This is a genomic window from Methanosarcina acetivorans C2A (assembly GCF_000007345.1).
Taxonomy (GTDB): domain Archaea; phylum Halobacteriota; class Methanosarcinia; order Methanosarcinales; family Methanosarcinaceae; genus Methanosarcina; species Methanosarcina acetivorans.
Window position 1 is genome coordinate 5,607,088 of record NC_003552.1, and the last position, 20,361, is coordinate 5,627,448.

A 20,361-nucleotide genomic window follows, 5' to 3' on the forward strand; every position below is an offset into this window, starting at 1 on the left:
AAAGAAGGAAAAATTATCTCTGCTTGCGCAGAGATCCCGCAGCAAAGAGCCCTGACATCGAAGTCACAAAGAAGATAGTAACCCCTGCCACGACAAGATAGTACCCTATATCAACACCGAGTATAGTAATATTGAGAGTCATCAAGAGCAGACCAACAGCCAGAATTGAGAGGCTTATAGCCGTCACTTTTTTGTTCTGGTTCCGGACTTTTTTATAAGCCCGCGCTTTTTCCATTCTTTCTTTTTTTTCTGCGTTCAAGAGGATCGCTCCAGGTATCTGAAAGATCAATAATATTAAAGCTGACTGTCAAACTCTCACTTATACTATTGCAATTTAACCGGAAAATCCTATTCAAACAGCATACCTTAGGGAGGCAGCTTCTCTTAACCGGTTAAGGAGGGCAGCTCCAAGACCTGAAGGGGAAAAGGAACCGTCAACCAGAATCACGTCCAGACTCTTCGCATCCAGAACCCGGAGCCCCTCAAAAAGCCTTCTGGCAGCTTCTTCCGGCTCATCTCGGGACCCGAGTAAAAAGCATTCCTGTGCACTCAATCCTTCAGAAGCAAAAAAACCTGCGGTCTCATTGCTGAGCAGAAACCCTACTTTCTTCCCTTCTCTCAGGGAATTTTCGAGCAGGGAACCAATCTTTTCAGAAACCTTTTTTCTGTCCCCTTCCACAAGCACGACCTGTGTATCAGGGGTATAATGGTTATATTTCTGTCCTGCCTGCTTTTCAGGCACAGCCCTGGAATCAGGTTCTCCATATGTGGGCCTGACTTTACCTATAACCTTTTCAAGCTCGGCAATACCCACGGCTCCGGGCCGCAGCACTACCGGAGGTTCTACCGTCATATCGACAACAGTTGACTCAAGCCCTATGGCTGTCCCCCCTCCGTCGATGACCGCATCAATTCTGCCTGTGAGGTCGGCCAGGACATGGGCTGCCAGGCTGGGGCTGGGTTTCCCTGAAAGGTTCGCACTCGGAGCAGCAAGAGGAGTGCCCGCCCTTTTTACAAGCTCCAGAGGAATCCTGTGGTCAGGCATGCGAAGGCCTATCGAAGGCAAGTTTCCCGAGGTAATTTCCGGGACAATGTCTTTTTTCTCAAGCACGATCGTAAGGGGACCGGGCCAGAAAGAGTCCATAAGCCTGAACGCTTTTTCAGGGATATTTTTTGCGACCTTTCCGACGTCTTCCCCGGAGTGGACAAGCAGGCTGAGAGGATTGCCGGGCGGCCGTTCCTTTGCTTCGAAGATTTTCCGGACAGCCTCAGGGTCCAGCCCATTAGCTCCAAGCCCGTAAACGGTTTCCGTAGGGAAGGCGACTGTCCCCCCTCTCCGGATAATTTCTGCTGCCTCATCAAGGACGGCGTCAAAGTTCTCTTCGGAGACCCTGAAAAGCCGGGTCTCTCTTTTATTTCCGTTTTCTGCCTGCACCAGAGGTGAACTCCTTACTGCTTATAATTCTGCTATTGTTTCTTTCACAGCCTGTAACCGGTATTTAGAAGTTTGTATCTTAGCAACCTTTTTCTGAATAACCTGGACTTATTGTGCAGCCGCTCATTATGCAGCTTTATTTCTCCAGCCACTTCCCGAGAGCAGCTTCAAGTTCTTTGTGGTCCTTTGCATAGTCCTGCAGGCTGATGCCTTCAAGGCTTGCTTCAAGGGCCTGCCTGCAGGCAGCGGCTCCGGCTGCCGTGCCCATCGGGTGAGCATGGATTCCTCCGCCGAACTGCATAATGACTTCTTTTCCGAAAATAGAGTAAAGGTCAGGGATCATTGTAGGGGCAAGCCCTCCGGATGCTACCGGAAACATCGGTTTTAGCCCTCCCCAGTCCTGGGCAAGGACATGCTGTTCTGGATCTGCGGGTACGGTATCGAGCACGCATTCGTCCCTGATCGAAAGGACTTCGTCCTTATCCCCGTGCATCTTCCCGACCACGGTACCGATATGGAGCTGGTCAAGCCCGATCAGCCGGCAGAGTTTGGCTACGAGCAGCATACTGACCCCATGCCTTGGGTTCCTTGTGAATGCCGAATGCATGCAACGGTGGGCGTGGAGCGCCAGGCCTTCATCTGCGGCTGCTTCCCGGAGGGTCTGGAGGGCTGTCCAACCCGTAGGCACGATGTCGATCATGGCGTAACTTGCCCCGAGGTCCTTTAGCACGTGCAGACGCCGGATCATTTCCTCGCAGGTAGGAGCCGTGATATTGCACAGGTACATTTTCCGCTCCCCTGTTTCAGCTTCCGCTTTTTCCGCAATTTTCAGGGTGAGTTCCGCCCTCTTTTCAAACCCGTTGAACTTCTGGTCAGTCAGGTTCTCGTCGTCCTTTACAAGGTCGCAGCCCCCGGCAAAAGCATTGTATGCAACTTCAGCATGCATTTCCGAGGTCAGACCGACCTTAGGCTTGACGATTGTCCCGACAAGGGGCCTGTCTTTAACCCCCACGATATCCCGAACTCCGGGAAGCCCGAAGTTTGGGCCCTCAAACTCCCGGAGCATGGATTTAGGGAAGGTGATATCCTGAAGACGCAGGTTGTCCACAATCTTCATGCTGAAAATGTTGCCTGCCACCGCGCTCAGAACCTGGGGGACGGATCCGAGTTCGAAGAGATCCTCGGAATAAGCCACCCGAACAGTTTGGGTATCCGCATCCAGGTAAAAGACGTGAGGTTTCAACCTGGCTGCAAGCTCGGGGCTAAGAGTGGAAATTTCAGTCCAGGAATCGATGGAGCTTTCCCCTGCCATATGGGTGGAAGCTTCCTCAAAACTGATTCCTGCTGCCGGTTCAATATGGAATTCACAGATCAGGTCCGTGTCTTTCGGGCTGTAGCCCGGGTCTACGTAGTCCCTGCGCATCTTTAATCTCCTTGTTTGTATAGAGTAAATTCTTTTCCTTCTCTTTGTTTGTATAGAGTAAACTTTTCTCCTATATGATAAAAATGAAGTTCTGGTTGAAGGAAGTACCTGAACATAAATAAAAATTTGTTCATTTGAAAGCTTTGGAAGCAGGGTAGAAGTGCAAGAAGAAGGAGAAGAACAGGAAAGAGAAGAGAAGGAGAGAAAAAGGAGAAGAACAGGAAAGAGAAGAAAAAGAGAGAGAAAGAAGAAGAACAGGAAAAAGAATGAAGAAGAGAGAAAAAGATAGAAGGAGAGAAGGGAAAAAAATGTTATCCAACCACGAAAAGTTACAACACTCAATGTTCGTGAGAACTGGCAGCTGCATGCCAGACTTTTTTGATTTCCGTCTGCCCCTTTTCAAACTGCTCGGCTACAGCTTCATTGATGGCTTCACTCAGCGCTTTCTGGGATACATCCGTAATAGCGGAAAAAACCTTCATTTTCGAACCTGTATCACTTCCCCTTTTGAAGATCTCAATTTCAGGACTTGAGGAAGCAGAAGTCACACTGCCCCGGATAAGGGTGTCCAGGTGGCTGAAGGAAAGCTTTATGTGGCCCGTGAAGTCAGGGTTCAGGCTCCGGGTTCTGCTTTTTATACTTTCAAGAAGCTCCGTGGAGACAAATATCGCATCATCGAGGGTCATGCTATCGGAAAAAACTTCAAATTCCGAGGAATATGCCGAAACTCCGGACATTGCAACCGAGTTTCTCCCTTCCAGGGGTATTTTTTCGCCTACCTGTACCCTGCAGGCTACTGGAATCCTGTCGTACGGAGGAGTTCTTTCCGATGCAGAACTTTCCATTTGACCTCTTTTACTACTTTTGGAGATCGTAGATTTTTTGATGTTTCCGGTATTCCCCCCAAACAGTATTTCTACGAGCTCTTCTATCTCTCCATCTTCCCTGGCAGAAAAATGAATTATCCGGGCTTTTGGGTTCATTTTGCGCAGGAAAACACAGATTTCCAGAAGGCTCACCCGGTCTATGAGGTCGACCTTGTTGATACAGAGCACTTCCGCATCCTCAATCTGGTATTTTATGAAATTCTGGAGGCTTTCTTCAGGCTTAAACCGGCTCGCATCAAGGATGTTCACTATGGGTGCCATGGAAATCCCCGGAATATTCATAGCTAAAATATTATCTTTTATCTGTTTCGGGAAAGCAATTCCCGTGGGCTCGATAATCACCGTTTCCGGACGGTAGTCTTGCATCAGGGATCTCAGGGTTTGTTCCAGGCTGATCCGAAGAGTACAGCAGATGCAGCCACTGGTGATCTCCCGGGTTTCTACCCCTCCGGCCGAAACCGTATCCCCATCAATCCCGATTTCTCCGATTTCATTCACAATTACCGCCGTTTTTTCACCCTTTATTCCAGGAGTCTCCACGAGTTTCCTGATAGTTGTGGTTTTTCCGCTTCCAAGGAAGCCTCCCAGTATTATACATCTCATGTTCGCACAACCCTTTTCCTCGTTTCCTCTTTTACGCATAATAAGTATTGATAAAAAATCAATTGAAATTGACGATCAGGACTTCACGTACAGTAATTATAGCAACATATCTAGCAACATATAATAGAGTGGAAAATTCAAACCTCTGAAAAAATTCAGATGAGGAGATTCAGATGAGGAGAAGGTAAAGCCTCCAAACCCGTAAAAATGGCAAATACGGGTTTGAAGGGTACCACTCCCTGGTTCAGAAGGTGACGCCCTCTTAGCCTGGAGGTTACTGGGGCCCGGGCATCGAGTCCTATCTTTCGTTTTTGGCTATTGGTCCCGGTTTTTCGGACTGCTTTAAAAGCCCGTTAAAATGGCAAATGCGAACTTTTCGCAGGTATCCTACCGGGAATTTTCTTTCTGAAATACAGACTCCATGTTTCCCTATGCACTGGAAAAGAAATATTAGTGCATAGAGAGGGGATTGGACGCTGAAGATTTTTCGAGGGATACATATGATAACAGTACCCTGAGAAAGGGAAAAAGTACTGTATCAATTTGATTTAGTTTATTGGAAATTTATCGGTCTGTTTAACTATTAGTATGGCCCCTATCCGCAAATCGCTGTTGAAGTTTTAGCGACAGAGGTTTCCGGTTTACGCAGGCAGGTGACTCAGGGAAGTCTCAGAGAACCGAATCAAAATTCACTGATAATTTTCCTGAGCAGCATCTGCAGGTACGAAAATCCGGAAGCCAGCCTTTTCAAGGAAATTTTCTTTTCCTTATCGTTTTCATATATTTCTGCGAGAGCGGAATAAGTCATTCCCGCCTGGAAAGACGGCTTCCCGACTTTCGACGAAATATCCGTTTGCAGGGATCCTAGCTTTCCCATGCTTGAGGAACATGCCGTTTTCAGAGGGCTTCCGCAGATTTCATACCCCGGCAGGTAAAGCTCAAGAACCGAGTATCTGAAAGAAAAACATTCTGAAGAGCAGTTGAAACCACGGTCATATGCCCCGAAAATGTTCCTCGAAACAGTTGTTGAGATCTTATTTTTTCCTGTTCGGGACTTTCCCGAAGTTTTCATTCATTTCCACCTCTCAACATCAATATATTATGATATAGGACTCTCCACTGATGTATAGGGTAATGGCGTTCCAGTGATCTTTTTGTAGGGCCGTTTTGCAGGTTCGCTTTGCACATTCGTATCACAGGGTCGTTTTGCAGGAGCGTTTTGTAGGGTCGTTTTGCAGGGTCGTTTTGCACATTCGTTTTGTAGGTCGTTTTGAAGGGTCGTTTTGCACATTCGTTTTGTAGGTCGTTTTGAAGGGTCCGCTAGCACTTTCAGGAAGATTTTCCTGAAAGGGAGTTTCCTTACAGTTCAGTGAAGAGGCCGGATTATTCTGAAATTGGTTTTTCTGAAATACAAACCGGATTTTATGCAAGTAGCAGATTCTTTTGTGGAGGTAGGGACAGCCCCTGTGGGCTATCCCGTTTTGTGTGGATTTTTTTAGGAAGCTTTTATTGGAAAAAGAAGATAGAATTTGTTTATCCTATCATCTTCTGGAGTTCTGGTCCGAGCTCCTTTACCACATCAACCATTGCTTTTGAGGTGTCAAGAGGTGCACCTGGCGGGATTTCACAGCCCGTGGACATTACGTACTTAGACTGGAAACCGTTCTCTTTAAGGGCCTGGATAGCGCCTCTCAGGTTGCTTTCCGTGTCATTTCTGATTTTCTGGATGCCTTCCGGCGAGTTGTCCAAGAACTGGATCGGGTCCACTTCACCCATCATGCAGCAGGTTTTCCCGTACTTCGGGATGAGTTCGTCGTAACTGTAGGAACCCTTGCCCTTCCCGGAGGGATAGTAGGCATAGCTGTAAAGGGCTGTCCCGAACTTCGAAATCTGGATATCATAGTGGACAGCGTCGGCACAGTTGTGGATGATATAAGGCTGGTTGTATTCCTTGAAGACCGGGACGTGCTTGTTGTACACGAACTGTCCGTCGAATTTCCAGTAGTCGTCCTGTCCCATGATGACATTGTTGGACCAGAGGTTGTCGATACAGAGGGCATCACAGGCGTCTTCCTCAAAGAAAGCCCTGGAAACCTCGGCGACGTAGTCTGCACATTTGTCCACGGCTTTGAGTACGACATCGGGGTTGGTGTTCATATCCCCGAGCACCCGGCTTGCGCCCATGAGCTGGGTCAGGGTAAGGAGGGGGCCTTCATGGAAACCCACCATCGGAGTTGCCAGTTCGCTGTTCAGTTTGGCTTTTGCAAGTTTTGTTGCTTTAATCAGTTCATAAGCCCTGGTCCCTTCCTTAACTTCGGGAACCTCGATCTTTTCATAGTCTTCGAGGTGACCCTCGGAGGAAGGAGTGTCTTCTTCAGGGAACTTAACCCCGCAGCCCAGATCTGCCGAAGTAATGGAAAGGTCGATCAGCCCGACGAACATATCGAGGTCAAGGTACTTCGACCCCAGGTAAGCGCTCTGGACAAAAGCATCCTCGTTTGTGGCATACTCTTTGTAGGTCACAGGAGCAAACTTCCTCAGGACTCCGCAGGCCAGAGGATAGACAGGCAGGCGGTCGACCTTCTTGTCGGACATGGCAGAAACTGTCCTGTCCGCATGGGTCATGCTTTCCTTTGTCTTTACGCCCACGCTCTCAAACTCTTCGATAATTGCCTTTGCAGTCTCAAGCCCGATATCCACGGCTTCAACCGTGCCCTTCTTAGCCAGCTCTTCCTTATATTTTACTTTGTTCAGGCTGATCTGTTTCTCACTCCACCTGAGATCAGCATCCGGAAGTTCGACAATAGCTCCTTTTAACCACTCGGTAGCTGCACTTGCATCATCCCTGGTTGCGTCAGCCCCTATTTTTGCCGCATAGTCCGCATTGATGGGGGCGCCGCCTACCATGACCAGAAGAGAATCTCTTAACCCTTCTTCTTTGAGCTGTTCAATGACCTTTTCCATACCCGGCATGGTTGTTGTCATGAGGGTGCTCATGGAAATAGCATCGGCTTTCTGGTCCCTTGCGCTGCTTACAAAACTGCTGAGAGGCACGTCCGATCCCAGGTCAATCATGTCAAAACCGGCTGCGGTCATCATGGTTTTAACAAGATTCTTGCCGATGTCGTGCACATCACCTTCGACGGTCCCGATAATGATCTTGGAAGGCTTGTTCGTGGAATCGCTCTTCAGGTAGGGGGAGAGGATATCCAGCCCTTCGTACATCGCACCTGCGGAAACCATCAGGTTCGGGACGAAGGCTTTCCCATTCTCATACATGTCACTTACAATGGACATGCCTTTGGTAAGCCCTTCAACAATTGCGGTATAGGGGTCGATGTTAAGCTCAAGTACCCTGTTTGCAAGTTCTTCTATGATCTCATCGTCTCCATCAACAACCGCTTCGGCCATCTGTCTGAATAGCTCTTCCTCGGAGATAGCGTCCGCTCCTTGATTTTCATTTTCAATTGCCATATTAAACCTCCTATATTCAGGAAAAACGGGCTTCTCATAAGTCTTCAGGCAAAAATGCCTTTCAAAGCCACCTGTTTGCGCCCGTCAAAAAAGTCTGAGATTCCTTCAGACATTACGGTTAACAGTAACACAGATTCTGTAAAACCGCACTTGCAATATTTAATATACACTGGCTAATATATAGCATAACCGATAGCGTTTTTCCTCATATATCTGATTTTCTCGGGCCTTTTGATAAGAACTTATTTCCCAATATTTTCGAAGCTTTTGATGTTAACAGGACTTCGAGGATTCAAGGAGGTTTTGATATTGAAAGCACCCCTGAATAGCTCCAGACCCCTGACCTCGACAGGACCATGAATAAAGGAAGAAACCCGAAGATTATCAAACGCTTTGATAATATCAATGCCCTATTTCAGGAGCATAATGTTCTCAAAAACCTCAAAAACCTCAAAAACTACAGGAAAAATCCAGCTCTCTCAAAAAGGGAAAATAACCGACAAAGAGGATATTGTGGCAATGAGATTATTTGAGTGAAAAATTAAATAGAAAATTCAATGGGAAATTCAATGGAAATTAAATGGAAAATTAAATGAGAAATTCAATTCAGGTTAAGCAATTAAATTCAGATTATAAAAAAGGGCTTAAAGTTTATTTTGAGTATGTTTTCCAGTATTTTGACTCATAACATCCAGATTCATAACATTCGGACCTGCAGCCTTCGAAACTGGAAAAAGAGGAAACGTAATACTCATCTCTGGCCTCGACCAGCGCCTTCATATTTTCGAGAGGGGTAAGAGGAGCAATTCCACAGCTGGGAGCAAGGATATCAACCCCACCTTCCAGGGATTTTCTTGCTTCCGCCTTTACATCTTCAGGGCTGCCGAAAAGGAGGGTTGAGGAACTGGCAACGTTTCCTATAAGGCAGATCCCTTTTCCGAGGCTTTTCTTTGCACCTTTCAGATCCCAGACTTTTTCTTCGACACTAATGCCTTCAAAACCACATTCTGAGAGAGTTTCCAGAAAAGGGAAAGCATTCCCGCACATATGCAGTATTTTCATTCCTCTTGCCTTTTTACAAAAACGCCTGTAAGCAGGTTTTATTAAACGGTCAAAGATATCCAGACTTAAAAGGTCAGGGCCCGATATGCCGTCCGGGACACAGACCGCATCCGCACCTTCCTCAAAAAGGGCATTTGCATACTCAATGCAGGCTTCAGTATTGATTTCAAGGCATTCCCTGATATAGTCCGGGGATCTTAGAAGCTGTCCCAGGTAGTTATTCGCCCCCAGGAGCCTGGAACAAAGAGCAGCCGGGCTTTCTATCCCCACGATCAGGGGGAGGGACTCTTCGGTTTTATCTTTCAGGAGAGAGGTTGCTTTCAGGACTGTCGGGATCCTGCCCATTTCCAGCAAGGAATCCGGAATTTCCGGCAAGTTCCCGGATTTTCCAAGAGGAGGAACCTTTACATAGGGCTGGATCTCCTTTGTGCCCCTGCTGACCTCGCATCCCATCGCTTCGGAAAGTACCGTTACGCAGTAAGGGTACCTTACAGCCTCCAGCTTAGTAATTTCATGGGCAGCCAAGGAAAGAGCTGCCATTTTTTCAGGATTGCTGTGGGCTTCAGGCCAGAAAACCCCGCACTTTTCCATGAGAGAAACAGTTCCTGTCTGGGTAACGGAAAGTACCGGTACCCTATCCGCAGCTTTCCCTTTCAATACACTCAGGAAACGGTCTCTTAAGTTGTAGTCACTCATGTGTCCCTATAATTTAAGATCTTTATAATTTAATTAATTTGATTATTTTTTTAATTGAATTTATGTTTCTAATTTGATTTTAGAGTTCCGACGTGGTAATCTGCCGTGAATTTTTCCTGTAGTAAAAGAAAAGGCTCTCCCCCCAGCCTATCGAGTCTTTTTCTACGCTCATCAGTGCATGGTTGTGGTATATTCCGTTCTTATAAAAAAAAGAGAGGGCAAGAAAGCGGTCTGTTACGATGCTGGAGGCAAGTCCGATATTGCAGGTGCAGACAAACAAATTAGCATTTTCCTTATTGAGGTACTCTTCCAGAAGTTCAAAATATTCATTCCTGAACCTTTCAAAGACGGGGTCGGTAATAATTAAGGAGACATTGATTCCCTTTCTTATGAGTTCGATATACAGGGAAGGAAGAGCCGGGCTGAAATAGGAGGAGACTTCCATCAGGTACGTTGATTTAAAGAGTTCGGTTTCGATTCGCTTCGGGAGATCATACATCCGATCCAGTTCGGGCTCGACGAGTTCGCAGTGCCCCAGATCTTCGATCTGGTTAAGGAGGTAAGAAGGGACAGAGTTGACATTATGGTTTTGCCAGTAATCCCTATTTTCTTCGTATACGTTCAGGGTTTTCAGGAGGGGATCCATCTTATTTACGATCACTTCCCCCAAGCTCGAAAGTTTATACATTTCCCTCTCGTGGACAATTAGTCCCTGCCCTATCAGGATCTTGATCTGGGCCATAATCGCACTCGAAGTTCCACCAAGAATATTCTTGATCTCTTCGATTTCTCTGGGCCTTTCAACCAACAGCAGCAGAAGGTCTTTTCTCTTATCGGATAGGAATAAGGTTCCCAACAATTCCAGTTTCATTCCAGCTCACGCGCCATTTTGATCACTTTGGGAGTTTCACATGCATAAGGTTACCCAAACCTTCTTCACTTTCGAACCAGATCTCCCCTTTGTGGGCATCGACAATATTTTTACAGATATAGAGCCCCGATTCAAGTCCCTGATACCTTCGAGTTATGGAGTCGTTGACCTGGTAAAGCCGGTCAAAAAGATAGGGTATAAGCTCTTTACTTATTCCCTTTCCGCTGTCTGCAATCACGATGTGGACATTACCTGCCTCTTCTTTTACTTCCAGTGCCAGCTTCCCCCCCTGCGGAGTGAATTTTATGGCATGGTCGATAAGGGCGGTAAAAAGGGCTGTCAGCTTTTCCCTATCACCCTTGATTTCGGACAAACTGGCAGAAACTTCTTTTTTAACCTCCAGGGCTTTTTCACCGATCAGAAAAACGTTGTTTAAGAAGGCGTCCGAAAGGACATCTTTTAGCTGCGTTTCTTCGAAGGAATAATCGATCTTCCCTGCTTTTTCCAGGCTCTGGTAGAGAAGGGAATCGACAAGGCGGCGCAACTTTTCGGAATAATGGATAAAAGTATTAACCGCCTTTTGCTGCTGACTGTCAATAGCATAAAGCGTCTCATAATCCATAATTTCCCCGTACTCCGCCTTTTCAGGAAACATCATTTCTTCCACGAATTCGGTTTTCATCATATTCACGGAACGGAGTTCCTCATTTGCCCTGGATAGTTCCCCGGAATAGGTCCTGAGGGCTTCTTCTAGCTGTTTTCTCTGGATAAGCTGCCACATACCCTGCATTAGCAAAGTTAGCTGCCGGACATCTGATTCATCGTAGTTTTCCTCTTTGTTTCCCACCCCAGCAACAGCAACTATCCGCTTTCCGTCAAAGACCGGGATATTCAGATGCCTGATCAGGTGCACATGGTTTTTCGGATACCCTTTCTTCAAGGGGTTCGGGGCAGGATAGTCATTGGTAATAATCGGTTTTCGCTGCCTTACAGCCTCTCCCCAGAGTCCCATACTCTTTACCGGGTAGACAAACTGCTTATCTTCAATCGAACACTCTTCCATCGCACTGTCAGACCAGGAATGCATTACAAGGGTGCTTTCATATGCGTCCATAAAAGCCAGGTACCCGAGTTTACTGCCGGTCAACCGGACAGCTTCTTCCCTGGCAAAGTCCGTGATCTCTTTTAAGGAGGCACCCGCCATCTGGTCAAGTTTTACGAGGGCTTCAAGCCTAGACCCGTTGAGCCTCTGTGCAACTTCGGCTTTTTTACGTTCGGTGATGTCCCTGGAAACGGAAAAGATGGTCTTCTTACCTCCGTAGTCGATAATCCTGGCACTCACCTCAAGGGGGATGACAGTCCCGCCTTTGCAAACTGCCCCTGCTTCAAAAATCCTGGAACCCTCAGCCTTTATCTTCTGCATGTTTTCCCTGACCGAAGCCCAGTACTCGGAAGGAATGATCTCTTCGGCTTTCATGTTCAGAATTTCTTCCTTGCTGTAACCAAGCCTATCCACAACAACCTGGTTCACATCCATATAGCTTATCCCGTCCGGCTCCCGGATGTAAAGCTGGTCATTGATATTGTCAAAGATTGTCCTGAACCTGTTTTCCGATTCCTTTAGAGCGTCTGCGGCCTGAACATGTTCGATTGCAATGCCTGCAAGGTATGCATTTGTCCTGATAAACTCAAGTTCCTCTTCGCGGGGCTTCCTTGTTTCGCGCAGGTAAATAGTGAATACCCCGAGCACCTCACCCCCCGAAGAAAATATGGGTTCTGCCCAGCAGGCTTTCAAGCCTACTTTTTGCGCAATTTCCCGGCACTCCTCACAGAAAGGGTCTTTCATGATGTTGCCCACAATTACGCGTTTTCCCGTCCCGGCAGCAGTCCCGGCAGTCTCGCTATTAACCTGTACCTGGATGCCGTTAATAGCTTTAGAATAAAGTTTCGGAAGGCTTGGGCATGCCCCGTAAAAAAGACGTTTTTGCTCCCTGTCCAGAAGCATTACCGTACATAAAAGCCCTGGCTTCATTTCTTCGGCGTAGTTGACAAGTAGCAGGAGCACTTCATCCAGAGAAGCTCCGGAAGCTATCCTTTCAAGTACCCGATTCTGGCTCAGGATAAGCTCTTCGGCCTCTTTGCGTTGGGTGATATCCAGGAGTATGCCCTGATAACAGGTAATTTCGCCTTTTTCATTTCTCCGGATCAGAGTCCTTTCGTCCACATAGCGGACTTCCCCGGATTTCGCCAGGACCCGGTATTCCTTGCTAAAATAATCCCGTCCCTCTTCGGTATTCTTTGAAACCTCAGCCCTTACATTGTCCAGGTCATCAGGGTGTATAATATCGGTATAAACAATGCGCCCGGAAGTGAAATCTTCAGGCGTATACCCTAATTCGGATATGTTTTCAGAGACAAAATCTACCGGCCAGCCAGGTTCGGCTCTCCAGAGGAAGACAATTACATGCCCGCTGTTAATTATTCTCTTAAGTTCGTTTTCCGTATCCAGGGCGGCAGGCATCGCTTTTTCTGTATGTTTCCACCGGGAGATGTCAAAGACAGTAACCTGAAACAAACCTGCTTTCCCTTCCTCTTCTTCCAAAACCTTGATTTCGGCTTCGACCCACAGCACGTCCCCGGATTTATTCAGGAGCCTGTACTGCTGGGTAAAGGAGTCGTACCCTCCGCGATCTTTCCCGATATTTCCCTTTCCATTCCTTTTGTGCTCTCCGGCTTCCCCTTTGTATTCTCTGTATTCCACTTTGTAGTCCAGATCTTTTCCTATGTAATCTTTTTCTACATAAGAGAAAAACTGAGAAACGGCTATTTCCAGGTCTGCAGGGTATATAATATCAGCGTACCCGAGACCTCCTGAAATAAAATCTTTCGGGGAATACCCGAACCGTACAATGTTTGCCGTAACGGTTTCTACAGGCCAGCCGGTTTCTGCCCTGCAGAGGAAAATAACTGCAGGGCCATTATTGACAAGAGTTTCCAGTTTCATGTCAACACCTATCATTTTCTCTTTGTCCCCGGATATACTCCTGTTTTGCTTTTCCTGATAAGGAAAAACTGGGCTGAAAAAATAAAAAAGAATTTATCCTCATTTCAGTTTCAAGGGGCTTCCGATTCCGATCCCCAGCAGCTTTGTTTCAAGGGGAGACCCCGTTCCTTTTCGGGTATCTTTTCTTTCCAGGTTGAAAAAGACCTGTTCCATGTCAAGTCCGTAAACCTCCATGTGCTCGGAGATCAGGCGCTCGCTCAGCTCAAGCCCGTAATCCAGGGCTTCCTGGTAATTTCCGGATATTTTCCTTTCTTTTTCCGAAAATACCAGGTATTTTTCATTTCCAGCTCCTGCAGGGCGGATCAGAACCTCACTTCGCTTAATTATGCTCCCTACAAGGGCTCCGACGGCATTTCCGACCTCATGGTGTTCCGGAATCCGGATATCCGCATCTACAAACTCAAGCAATTCGTCAACATACGCCCTGACCGGAGCCCCTATTAACACCACAGGGACGGTTATCTTAAATTTGGTATAAGCCGAGCTGTCCATTACTTTTTCAAGGTCACTTTTCCTGAGATCCTTTACAAAAAAAGCAATTAACTCCAGCGCAATATTCTTTGCAAACTTTTGTTTAACCGCCCTGCAAAAGTCCTCTGCTCCCTGCCCGAGCGCGCTGCCGAGGACCTTTGCACCCAAACAGGATGCCTTTTTCTCCCAGGCTTCGTACTCCCCAAGCACATGCAGGGCGTCTGTAGGGGTAAACCCTATCTGGTTTATGCAGCGTTTCTGGACAAGGGAACGCAGGGTTTTTGTAAAGAGAAGAGGATGATCCCCGGTTTTTTCGGAGAGCTCTGCTACGGAAACCGGTTCATTGCCGAGAGCATCAAAGATTTTCCTTTCGTACCTGTCCAGTTCGAATTCAACCGTATAATTAAAGGAAGAATAATCTTCATAAGTTTCGATCGGGTGGTTCTGGACAAAAAAACTTGTGGGCTGCAGGATGTCGTCCATGACCCTTTCCCGGAGTTTGCCGGTTCGGGAAAACTTATCGATAAGGTGCGGGAAACTCTCTGCTGCCAGACAGAGGGGGATAACCCTGTTAGGCCCTATGAAAAACTTATTCCGAATCCAGACATGGCTGTCTCCGCCCACTGCCGAGGTCCTCATCCTGATCGCCCTGACCATTGTTCTCCAGTCCCCGACAACCGCCCCGGTATCACTGATCTTCGGGACTCCGTCTTTGATAAAGGCGATATCGGTACTTGTACCCCCTATGTCCACAGCTACGCAGTTTTTTAGCCCGCTTATGTGCGCAGCCCCGACAAGACTTGCTGCCGGACCGGAAAAAATGGATTCTACAGGTTTTTCCTCTGCTTCTTCCAGCCTGGCAAGGGAACCGTCACATTTCATAACCATGAGAGGAGCACTGATATTTTTCGCCCTCATTGCAGCCAGGACGGATCGGATAAACATGGAATTAATAGGAATCAGGCGAGCATTAAGAGTAGCCGTAACCGCCCTTTCGTAAGCCCCAAGGTCCATGGAAAGTTCGTGCCCGCATACGACCGGCTTTTCCGTAAGGTCCCGGATGCACTCTTTTACGGCAAGTTCATGTTCGGGGTTCCGGGCAGCAAAGTATGAAGAGATCGCATATGAAAAAACCCTGCCTTTTGTAGAATTAACAAAGTTCCTGACAGCTTCCAGGTCCAGCAGGTCTGCCTCACTCCCGTTAGCATCATGGCCGCCACTAACGGAAACCGTGTGCTGTACAGGCAGTTCCCTGTTAATCGAATACCCTGCAAGGACCAGGCCTGCAGGATGCCCTTTCCCTTCCAGGGTCGAGTTCGTTGCAAGGGTTGTGGAAACGGAAACAAGCCTGATATCTTTCAGATATCCGGGGTTCAGGCCGGAGATTACCCCTTCTATTCCCAAAAGGAGGTCCGAATGAGTTGTCAAAGTCTTATTCGTTTCAAGTACTCTTCCGTCCGAAAGGTCCATTATAACGGCATCAGTGTATGTGCCACCCGTATCAATCCCTAAACCAAGTTTCATATTACTCATAATATATTTCGGGAATCCGAATATATAACATAGCCGATAGCGTTTTTTTCCAGGTTTAGATTGAATCAGCCGGTTTCACCTCGACAGGATCCCCGGAATAATCAAATGGAAGGAAATAATTAAAGGGTTTGAGATTATCAAAGCCCGTGACAAAATCAGGCCCGAAAGTTCAGGAAAAATTAAAGTGGGAAGGGAAAAAAGAAGAAGGTATTTAAGAACATAGTTATCGGTTGAGATTTATTTAAGTTTCAGAGGGTTTCCGATGCCAAGTCCCATCAGGCGGGTCTCTTTTTGGGCTCCGAAACCCGGAGTGAAGTCCTTTCTTTCAAGGTCAAAACGGACCTGCTCTTTCTGAAGCCCGTACCCGTCCATATGGCCGAAAATCAGTTTTCCCATAAGCTCCAGCCCATAGTCCACAGCCTCGTGATAATTATCTGCGACCTTCCGTTCTACTTCGGAGAATACATAATACTGCTCGGTTCCGGAACCTGCCGGCCTGATAAGAATTTCACTTCTCTTTATGATATTGCCGGCCAGGGCTCCTGCTGCATTGCCCACCTCATGGAATTCTGGAACCCGGATATCCGCATCGATAAACTCCCTGAGTTCGGGCACGTAGGCTTTGACCGGAGCCCCGATCATTACGACCGGAATATCGATTTTGAACTTTGTGAAACGAGAGCTTGCCAGCAGTTTTTCAAGGTCTTCCCGCTTGAAATCTTTTGCAAAGAATGTCAGCAGGTCAAGAGCGATATTTTTTGCAAAACTTCTTTTTATTTCCCTGGAAAAACTTTCGGGATCCAGCCCGAGGTAGCCTCCAAGAAGTTCCGCACCCAGGAAAGAAGCGTTACCGTTCCACATTTCATACTCTCCGAGCACATGGAGGGCGTCCGTAGGGGTGAAACCTATATGATAGATGCAGCGCTTCTGGACCAGGGAACGCAGAGCCTTTACAAACTGCAGAGGATGTTTTCCAACCACTTCTGCAATATCGTATACTGAAACCGGTTCGTATCCTATAGCAGCAAAGATCTGGCGCTCATGGTTTTCCAGTTCAAATTCTATAGAGTAATTAAGGTCCTGTAGATCATCATCGGATTCGCGGCTCCCACTCCTGACAAAAAAACTTGCTGGCTGGAAGATATCATCCATTAACCTGTCCGATATTCTTTCGGCTTTCCTCAACCTGTCTTCGAGGAAAGGATATTCTGAAGCTGCAAGGCATAGGGGAATTACCCTGTTAGGGCCGATATAGAGTTTCTTCTGTGCCCATACATGGCTGTCTCCTCCCATAGCTGAGGTCCTTATCCTGACAGCCCTGACCATGGTTTTCCAGTTCCCCACTACAGCCCCGTTTTCACTGATCTCGGGAACGCCGTCCTCTATCAGGGCAATATCGGTGCTAGTGCCCCCCACATCCACAGCCACGCAAGTTTTCAAACCGCTGATATGGGCAGCCCCTACAAGGCTTGCGGCAGGGCCTGAAAAAATGGACTCCACAGGCTTTTCAAGAGCTTCTTCGATGCATGCAAGGGAGCCGTCGCATTTCATCACCATCATCGGGGCTTTGATATTTCGTGCTTCCATTACCGATAAAACAGCCCGGATGAACTGAGAAGTTATAGGGATTAGGCGAGCGTTCAGGACTGCAGTTACCGCCCTTTCGTAAGCTCCCAGGCTAAGGGAAAGTTCGTGCCCGCAGACTACGGGTTTATCGGTCAGCTGTTCTATTGTTTTTTTTACCGAAAGCTCGTGTTCCGGGTTCCTTGCGGAAAAATAAGAAGACACGGCATATGAAAAGAGCTTGCCTCTTGTGCCGCTAACGAATTCTTCCACGGGTTTAAGGTCGAGGCAACTGACTTCGTTTCCTTTTGAATCGTGGCCGCCAACTATGGAGATCATCTCACGCGCCGGGATATCTCCGTTGACTGTATAGCCTGCCAGGATCAGTCCTGCAGGATGGCCCTTGCCTTCCAGTGTGGAGTTTGTAGAAAGGGTTGTGGATACCGAAACGAGTTTTATATTTTTCAGGTATTCCTGCCTTAAGCCTGCAACTACATTTTCAATTCCTTCAACCAGATTGGAATGGGTTGTTAATGCCTTGTTAAAATCAAGAATGCTGCCGTCTGCCAGGTTCATTAAGACGGCGTCGGTGTATGTCCCACCAGTATCGATTCCTAGGCCCAGTTTCATGATTTATACTTTATTTTCAGAAAAATATAACATAGCCGATAAGGATTTTGCAGGAGCCTCAGGTTTTGCAGGTGGTGAAATATTGAGGGGGCTGAAATAATAGAAGGGATGAAATATTGAAAGAAAAGAATTATGCGGACGATAGAGGAAAGAGCAATAAAAAAGAGGAGGAGAGAGGGGGAACTGATAAAAGAAACGTGAAATGGAGGAAAAGACAAAAAGCGTAAGATGAAAGAGATTACGAAAAAATGTAATGTTGAAGTAACAAATCAAAGTTGCGCTGGCGCACCCCGCAGCAAGCTAGCGGGGTATTCGACTGAAATAAAAATGTAGGTTGAGGAAACAATAAAAGAAATCTGAAGTTCTCAGGGTTTTTCGGGTCTAAATTTCACATTAACTGTACGGTTATTGTCGTCAACAATATTATCGCCAACAACATTATCGCCAACAACATATATCATTAAATTATACTGTCAACAACTCTCTCTTTTTTCCCCCCATAGAAAAACCTGTGAACCTGCAGGTGCCACCGAGTACAGTCGGATTCAGGCATTTCAAGCTCAATGTAGTTGTAACACTGTGTGGCTTTTCCCCGAACCTTGGAAGAACAGACTGTTCCTGCACTGACAACGAGCATATCATTTAATCTCCAAACCCAGGGAATATGCCAGTGCCCGCAGAGCACAAGGTTTACCCCCGAACGATCCAGAAGCTCAAGGACGTCCCCTGCGTCCACAAGCACATTATTGCCCCTTCCTGTCCTGGGGATTGGGATCAGGTGGTGGTGAAGGGCAAAAACCTTGAAACCGGCTGTTGAGAAAGCTTCCTCTATCCAGCCGTAGTTTTCCCTTCCGATGTGCCCTTCTTCAAGTTCCGGCTGGGACGAATCAAGCCCTACGACTGTGACTTCCCCAAAACTCCCGGAAGAAGACCTGGCCTTGAAAATGTCTTCGAAGAAGAGGTAACCTGCATTTCTGGAATCATGATTTCCGGGGACTATTACCTTGTTTTTGCACTCGATCCTGTCAATGAAGTTTTTTGCCCCGTTATACTCGGCTGCGAGCCCGTTTTCTGTAAGGTCTCCTGTAATGACAACAATATCCGGATTATTCTGATTGATTTTTTCAAGCATTGTATCTGCAATCTCAGGCATATAAAACGCTTCTGAGAAGTGAATGTCCGAAAGATGTACCAGTCTTATAATAACTATTACCTCTCTTTCCTGCTTTCATATTTCTGGTATTTCAGGATTAGAATTCGCAAAGGGTAATATATAGTTATTCGATTTAGTCTATATGAATAATAAAAAATACCTTCAAAATAAGTAATCTATATAAAACCAGTTTGAATCCCGAAAAATATTCCATCCGTGATTTTAATTCAAAAGATCTTCTTCAATGCGAATCATTTGTTAAAGGTGGTTCTGATTCATTTTTCGGTCCAATTTGACCCTTTTAAGACCATTTCTTTCCTTTTTCAGAACTTTTTCTGACTTAGAATTTTCCTTATTTTAAATTCGGTCTTGTTATCCTGTAGAGTCCTGTTCAGACCTGTTTTCAGATCCTGTTCTGACTCGCTTCCAAGCTGGTTCCCAAAAAAAAGCCCAGGTTCTTCGTACCTGACAAAGGAGACCTTAATTTCTCCGGGATTTACTGGCATAAATAGATGGAAAGTAAAAATATATAGCATAACCTGACGCCCTTTTTAGAAGGCAAGAAAGATTTTATTGTTTGGAAAAAACATTAACCTTCAATATCAAAATAAGCCTTTTTTTATGTCCGGGCTGATTTTCATCCTGCTGAAATAAACTCACTCATTCAAATTTTGAAACCCTCTACTTTTTTACCGTATTATCCGGGAAAAACAATATCTGAGAAAACGAAAAAGAAGCAGAAATAAAACTTCGATTAACTCAAAAAACCGAATTGGAACTTGAGAAAAAGAAGCAAAAACCTTATCGAAGAATTATCAATCAGAAAAAACCCGATAAAAAAACAAAAAGATGAATGTGTTTCCCAAACACATTCATTACAGATTCATTTTTTCTTCTTTGATACGCTCTGTGGTCCGCGTGATGGCCCGTATTCATCAATGCATGTGCCTTCACAGAGTTTTACACCGTGGCTGTAGGCTGCCTTGCCGATCATATGCCCTGATATGGGAGCTGTAAGCAGAATAAACATGGCTACAGTAAATGCCTTTACTCCCATAGGTGTATAACCCTCCTGGATGATAATGCTCAGCAGGACTCCGAGGGCACCCAGAGTTGCAACCTTGGTTGTTGCGTGCAACCTGTTGTATACATCAGGCAAACGCAGCAGGCCGAGCATTCCCAGACAGAGGAATAGGAGCCCTATCACAAGGGAAATAATACTGAGAATGTCCAGTACAGTGGAAATTATATCCATTACAGCACCTCTCCCGTATCAAGATACTTTGCTACTATTACCGTTCCAACGAAGGAGATAATTGAAAGCAGCATGGCTACGTCCATGAGGTAGATCGAACTCCCCTGGAAAGCATAGAGCGCAAATATCATCGCAAGGACGTTCCCCACGGCATCTGATGCCGCAATCCTGTCAGGGAGGGTCGGACCATACAGAACTCTGTACGTGCTCGGCACCAGGGCGACTACCATAACAACCAGTG

Annotated in this window: 17 protein-coding genes; 2 read left to right on the forward strand and 15 right to left on the reverse strand. The window is 46.5% G+C overall.

Features of this window, described 5'->3' with window-relative positions; translation table 11 throughout:
• Positions 1-13: 13 nt before the first annotated feature.
• The 3 genes from MA_RS23735 to rbcL all read right to left on the reverse strand — a co-directional run bounded on the left by MA_RS23735 (position 14) and on the right by rbcL (position 2,858).
• Positions 14-259 (reverse strand): hypothetical protein, encoded by a 246-nt coding sequence (locus MA_RS23735; protein WP_048066014.1) that lies wholly within the window; start codon positions 257-259, stop codon positions 14-16.
• 93 nt (positions 260-352) lie between these two features.
• The gene (locus tag MA_RS23740) at positions 353-1,435 is read right to left on the reverse strand and encodes an L-threonylcarbamoyladenylate synthase (protein ID WP_011024427.1); all 1,083 of its coding nucleotides are present in this window, start codon (positions 1,433-1,435) and stop codon (positions 353-355) included.
• A gap of 136 nt (positions 1,436-1,571) precedes the next feature.
• Entirely contained in the window at positions 1,572-2,858 is a 1,287-nt protein-coding gene (gene rbcL / locus MA_RS23745) for a type III ribulose-bisphosphate carboxylase (RefSeq protein ID WP_011024428.1), read from the reverse strand.
• A gap of 160 nt (positions 2,859-3,018) precedes the next feature.
• On the opposite strand from rbcL, the gene MA_RS29600 reads away from it, so the two are divergent.
• Positions 3,019-3,147 (forward strand): hypothetical protein, encoded by a 129-nt coding sequence (locus tag MA_RS29600; RefSeq protein WP_281085256.1) that lies wholly within the window; start codon positions 3,019-3,021, stop codon positions 3,145-3,147.
• A 49-nt stretch (positions 3,148-3,196) separates the two neighbouring features.
• Here the strand turns inward: MA_RS29600 and MA_RS23750 are convergent, their stop codons facing one another.
• The 3 genes from MA_RS23750 to MA_RS23765 all read right to left on the reverse strand — a co-directional run bounded on the left by MA_RS23750 (position 3,197) and on the right by MA_RS23765 (position 7,822).
• The gene (locus MA_RS23750) at positions 3,197-4,348 is read right to left on the reverse strand and encodes a CobW family GTP-binding protein (protein WP_048066015.1); all 1,152 of its coding nucleotides are present in this window, start codon (positions 4,346-4,348) and stop codon (positions 3,197-3,199) included.
• 682 nt (positions 4,349-5,030) lie between these two features.
• Entirely contained in the window at positions 5,031-5,420 is a 390-nt protein-coding gene (locus MA_RS23755) for a hypothetical protein (protein ID WP_048066016.1), read from the reverse strand.
• Between the two features lie 461 nt (positions 5,421-5,881).
• A complete protein-coding gene (locus MA_RS23765) occupies positions 5,882-7,822 on the reverse strand; it encodes a uroporphyrinogen decarboxylase family protein (RefSeq protein ID WP_011024431.1) in 1,941 nt (646 codons plus the stop codon).
• Between the two features lie 356 nt (positions 7,823-8,178).
• Between MA_RS23765 and MA_RS27795 the strand changes: the two genes are divergently transcribed.
• Entirely contained in the window at positions 8,179-8,355 is a 177-nt protein-coding gene (locus MA_RS27795) for a hypothetical protein (protein WP_157860408.1), read from the forward strand.
• Between the two features lie 118 nt (positions 8,356-8,473).
• Here MA_RS27795 and mtaA read toward each other — a convergent pair whose 3' ends face one another.
• The 9 genes from mtaA to MA_RS23810 all read right to left on the reverse strand — a co-directional run bounded on the left by mtaA (position 8,474) and on the right by MA_RS23810 (position 20,335).
• Positions 8,474-9,580, reverse strand: coding sequence for a methylcobamide:CoM methyltransferase MtaA (mtaA, locus tag MA_RS23770; RefSeq protein WP_011024432.1), 1,107 nt, complete (start codon positions 9,578-9,580; stop codon positions 8,474-8,476).
• A 79-nt stretch (positions 9,581-9,659) separates the two neighbouring features.
• Positions 9,660-10,451 (reverse strand): helix-turn-helix transcriptional regulator, encoded by a 792-nt coding sequence (locus tag MA_RS23775; protein ID WP_011024433.1) that lies wholly within the window; start codon positions 10,449-10,451, stop codon positions 9,660-9,662.
• Between the two features lie 22 nt (positions 10,452-10,473).
• Positions 10,474-13,470 carry a methyl sulfide methyltransferase-associated sensor MsmS gene (msmS, locus tag MA_RS23780; protein WP_011024434.1) on the reverse strand — a complete coding sequence of 999 codons (2,997 nt, stop codon included), beginning with the start codon at positions 13,468-13,470 and terminating at the stop codon, positions 10,474-10,476.
• A gap of 84 nt (positions 13,471-13,554) precedes the next feature.
• Positions 13,555-15,519, reverse strand: coding sequence for a hydantoinase/oxoprolinase family protein (locus MA_RS23785; RefSeq protein WP_011024435.1), 1,965 nt, complete (start codon positions 15,517-15,519; stop codon positions 13,555-13,557).
• Between the two features lie 237 nt (positions 15,520-15,756).
• The gene (locus MA_RS23790) at positions 15,757-17,712 is read right to left on the reverse strand and encodes a hydantoinase/oxoprolinase family protein (protein ID WP_011024436.1); all 1,956 of its coding nucleotides are present in this window, start codon (positions 17,710-17,712) and stop codon (positions 15,757-15,759) included.
• 460 nt (positions 17,713-18,172) lie between these two features.
• Positions 18,173-18,865: a metallophosphoesterase family protein gene (locus MA_RS23795; RefSeq protein WP_248698067.1), complete on the reverse strand. Its 693-nt coding sequence runs from the start codon at positions 18,863-18,865 to the stop codon at positions 18,173-18,175.
• A gap of 323 nt (positions 18,866-19,188) precedes the next feature.
• A complete protein-coding gene (locus MA_RS23800) occupies positions 19,189-19,371 on the reverse strand; it encodes a hypothetical protein (RefSeq protein WP_048066017.1) in 183 nt (60 codons plus the stop codon).
• A gap of 377 nt (positions 19,372-19,748) precedes the next feature.
• The gene (gene mnhG / locus MA_RS23805) at positions 19,749-20,120 is read right to left on the reverse strand and encodes a monovalent cation/H(+) antiporter subunit G (RefSeq protein WP_011024439.1); all 372 of its coding nucleotides are present in this window, start codon (positions 20,118-20,120) and stop codon (positions 19,749-19,751) included.
• Complete coding sequence (locus tag MA_RS23810) at positions 20,120-20,335, reverse strand: monovalent cation/H+ antiporter complex subunit F (protein ID WP_248698068.1); 216 nt, start codon at positions 20,333-20,335, stop codon at positions 20,120-20,122. The genes mnhG and MA_RS23810 overlap by 1 nt, the downstream gene beginning before the upstream one ends.
• Between the last annotated feature and the right edge of the window lie 26 nt (positions 20,336-20,361).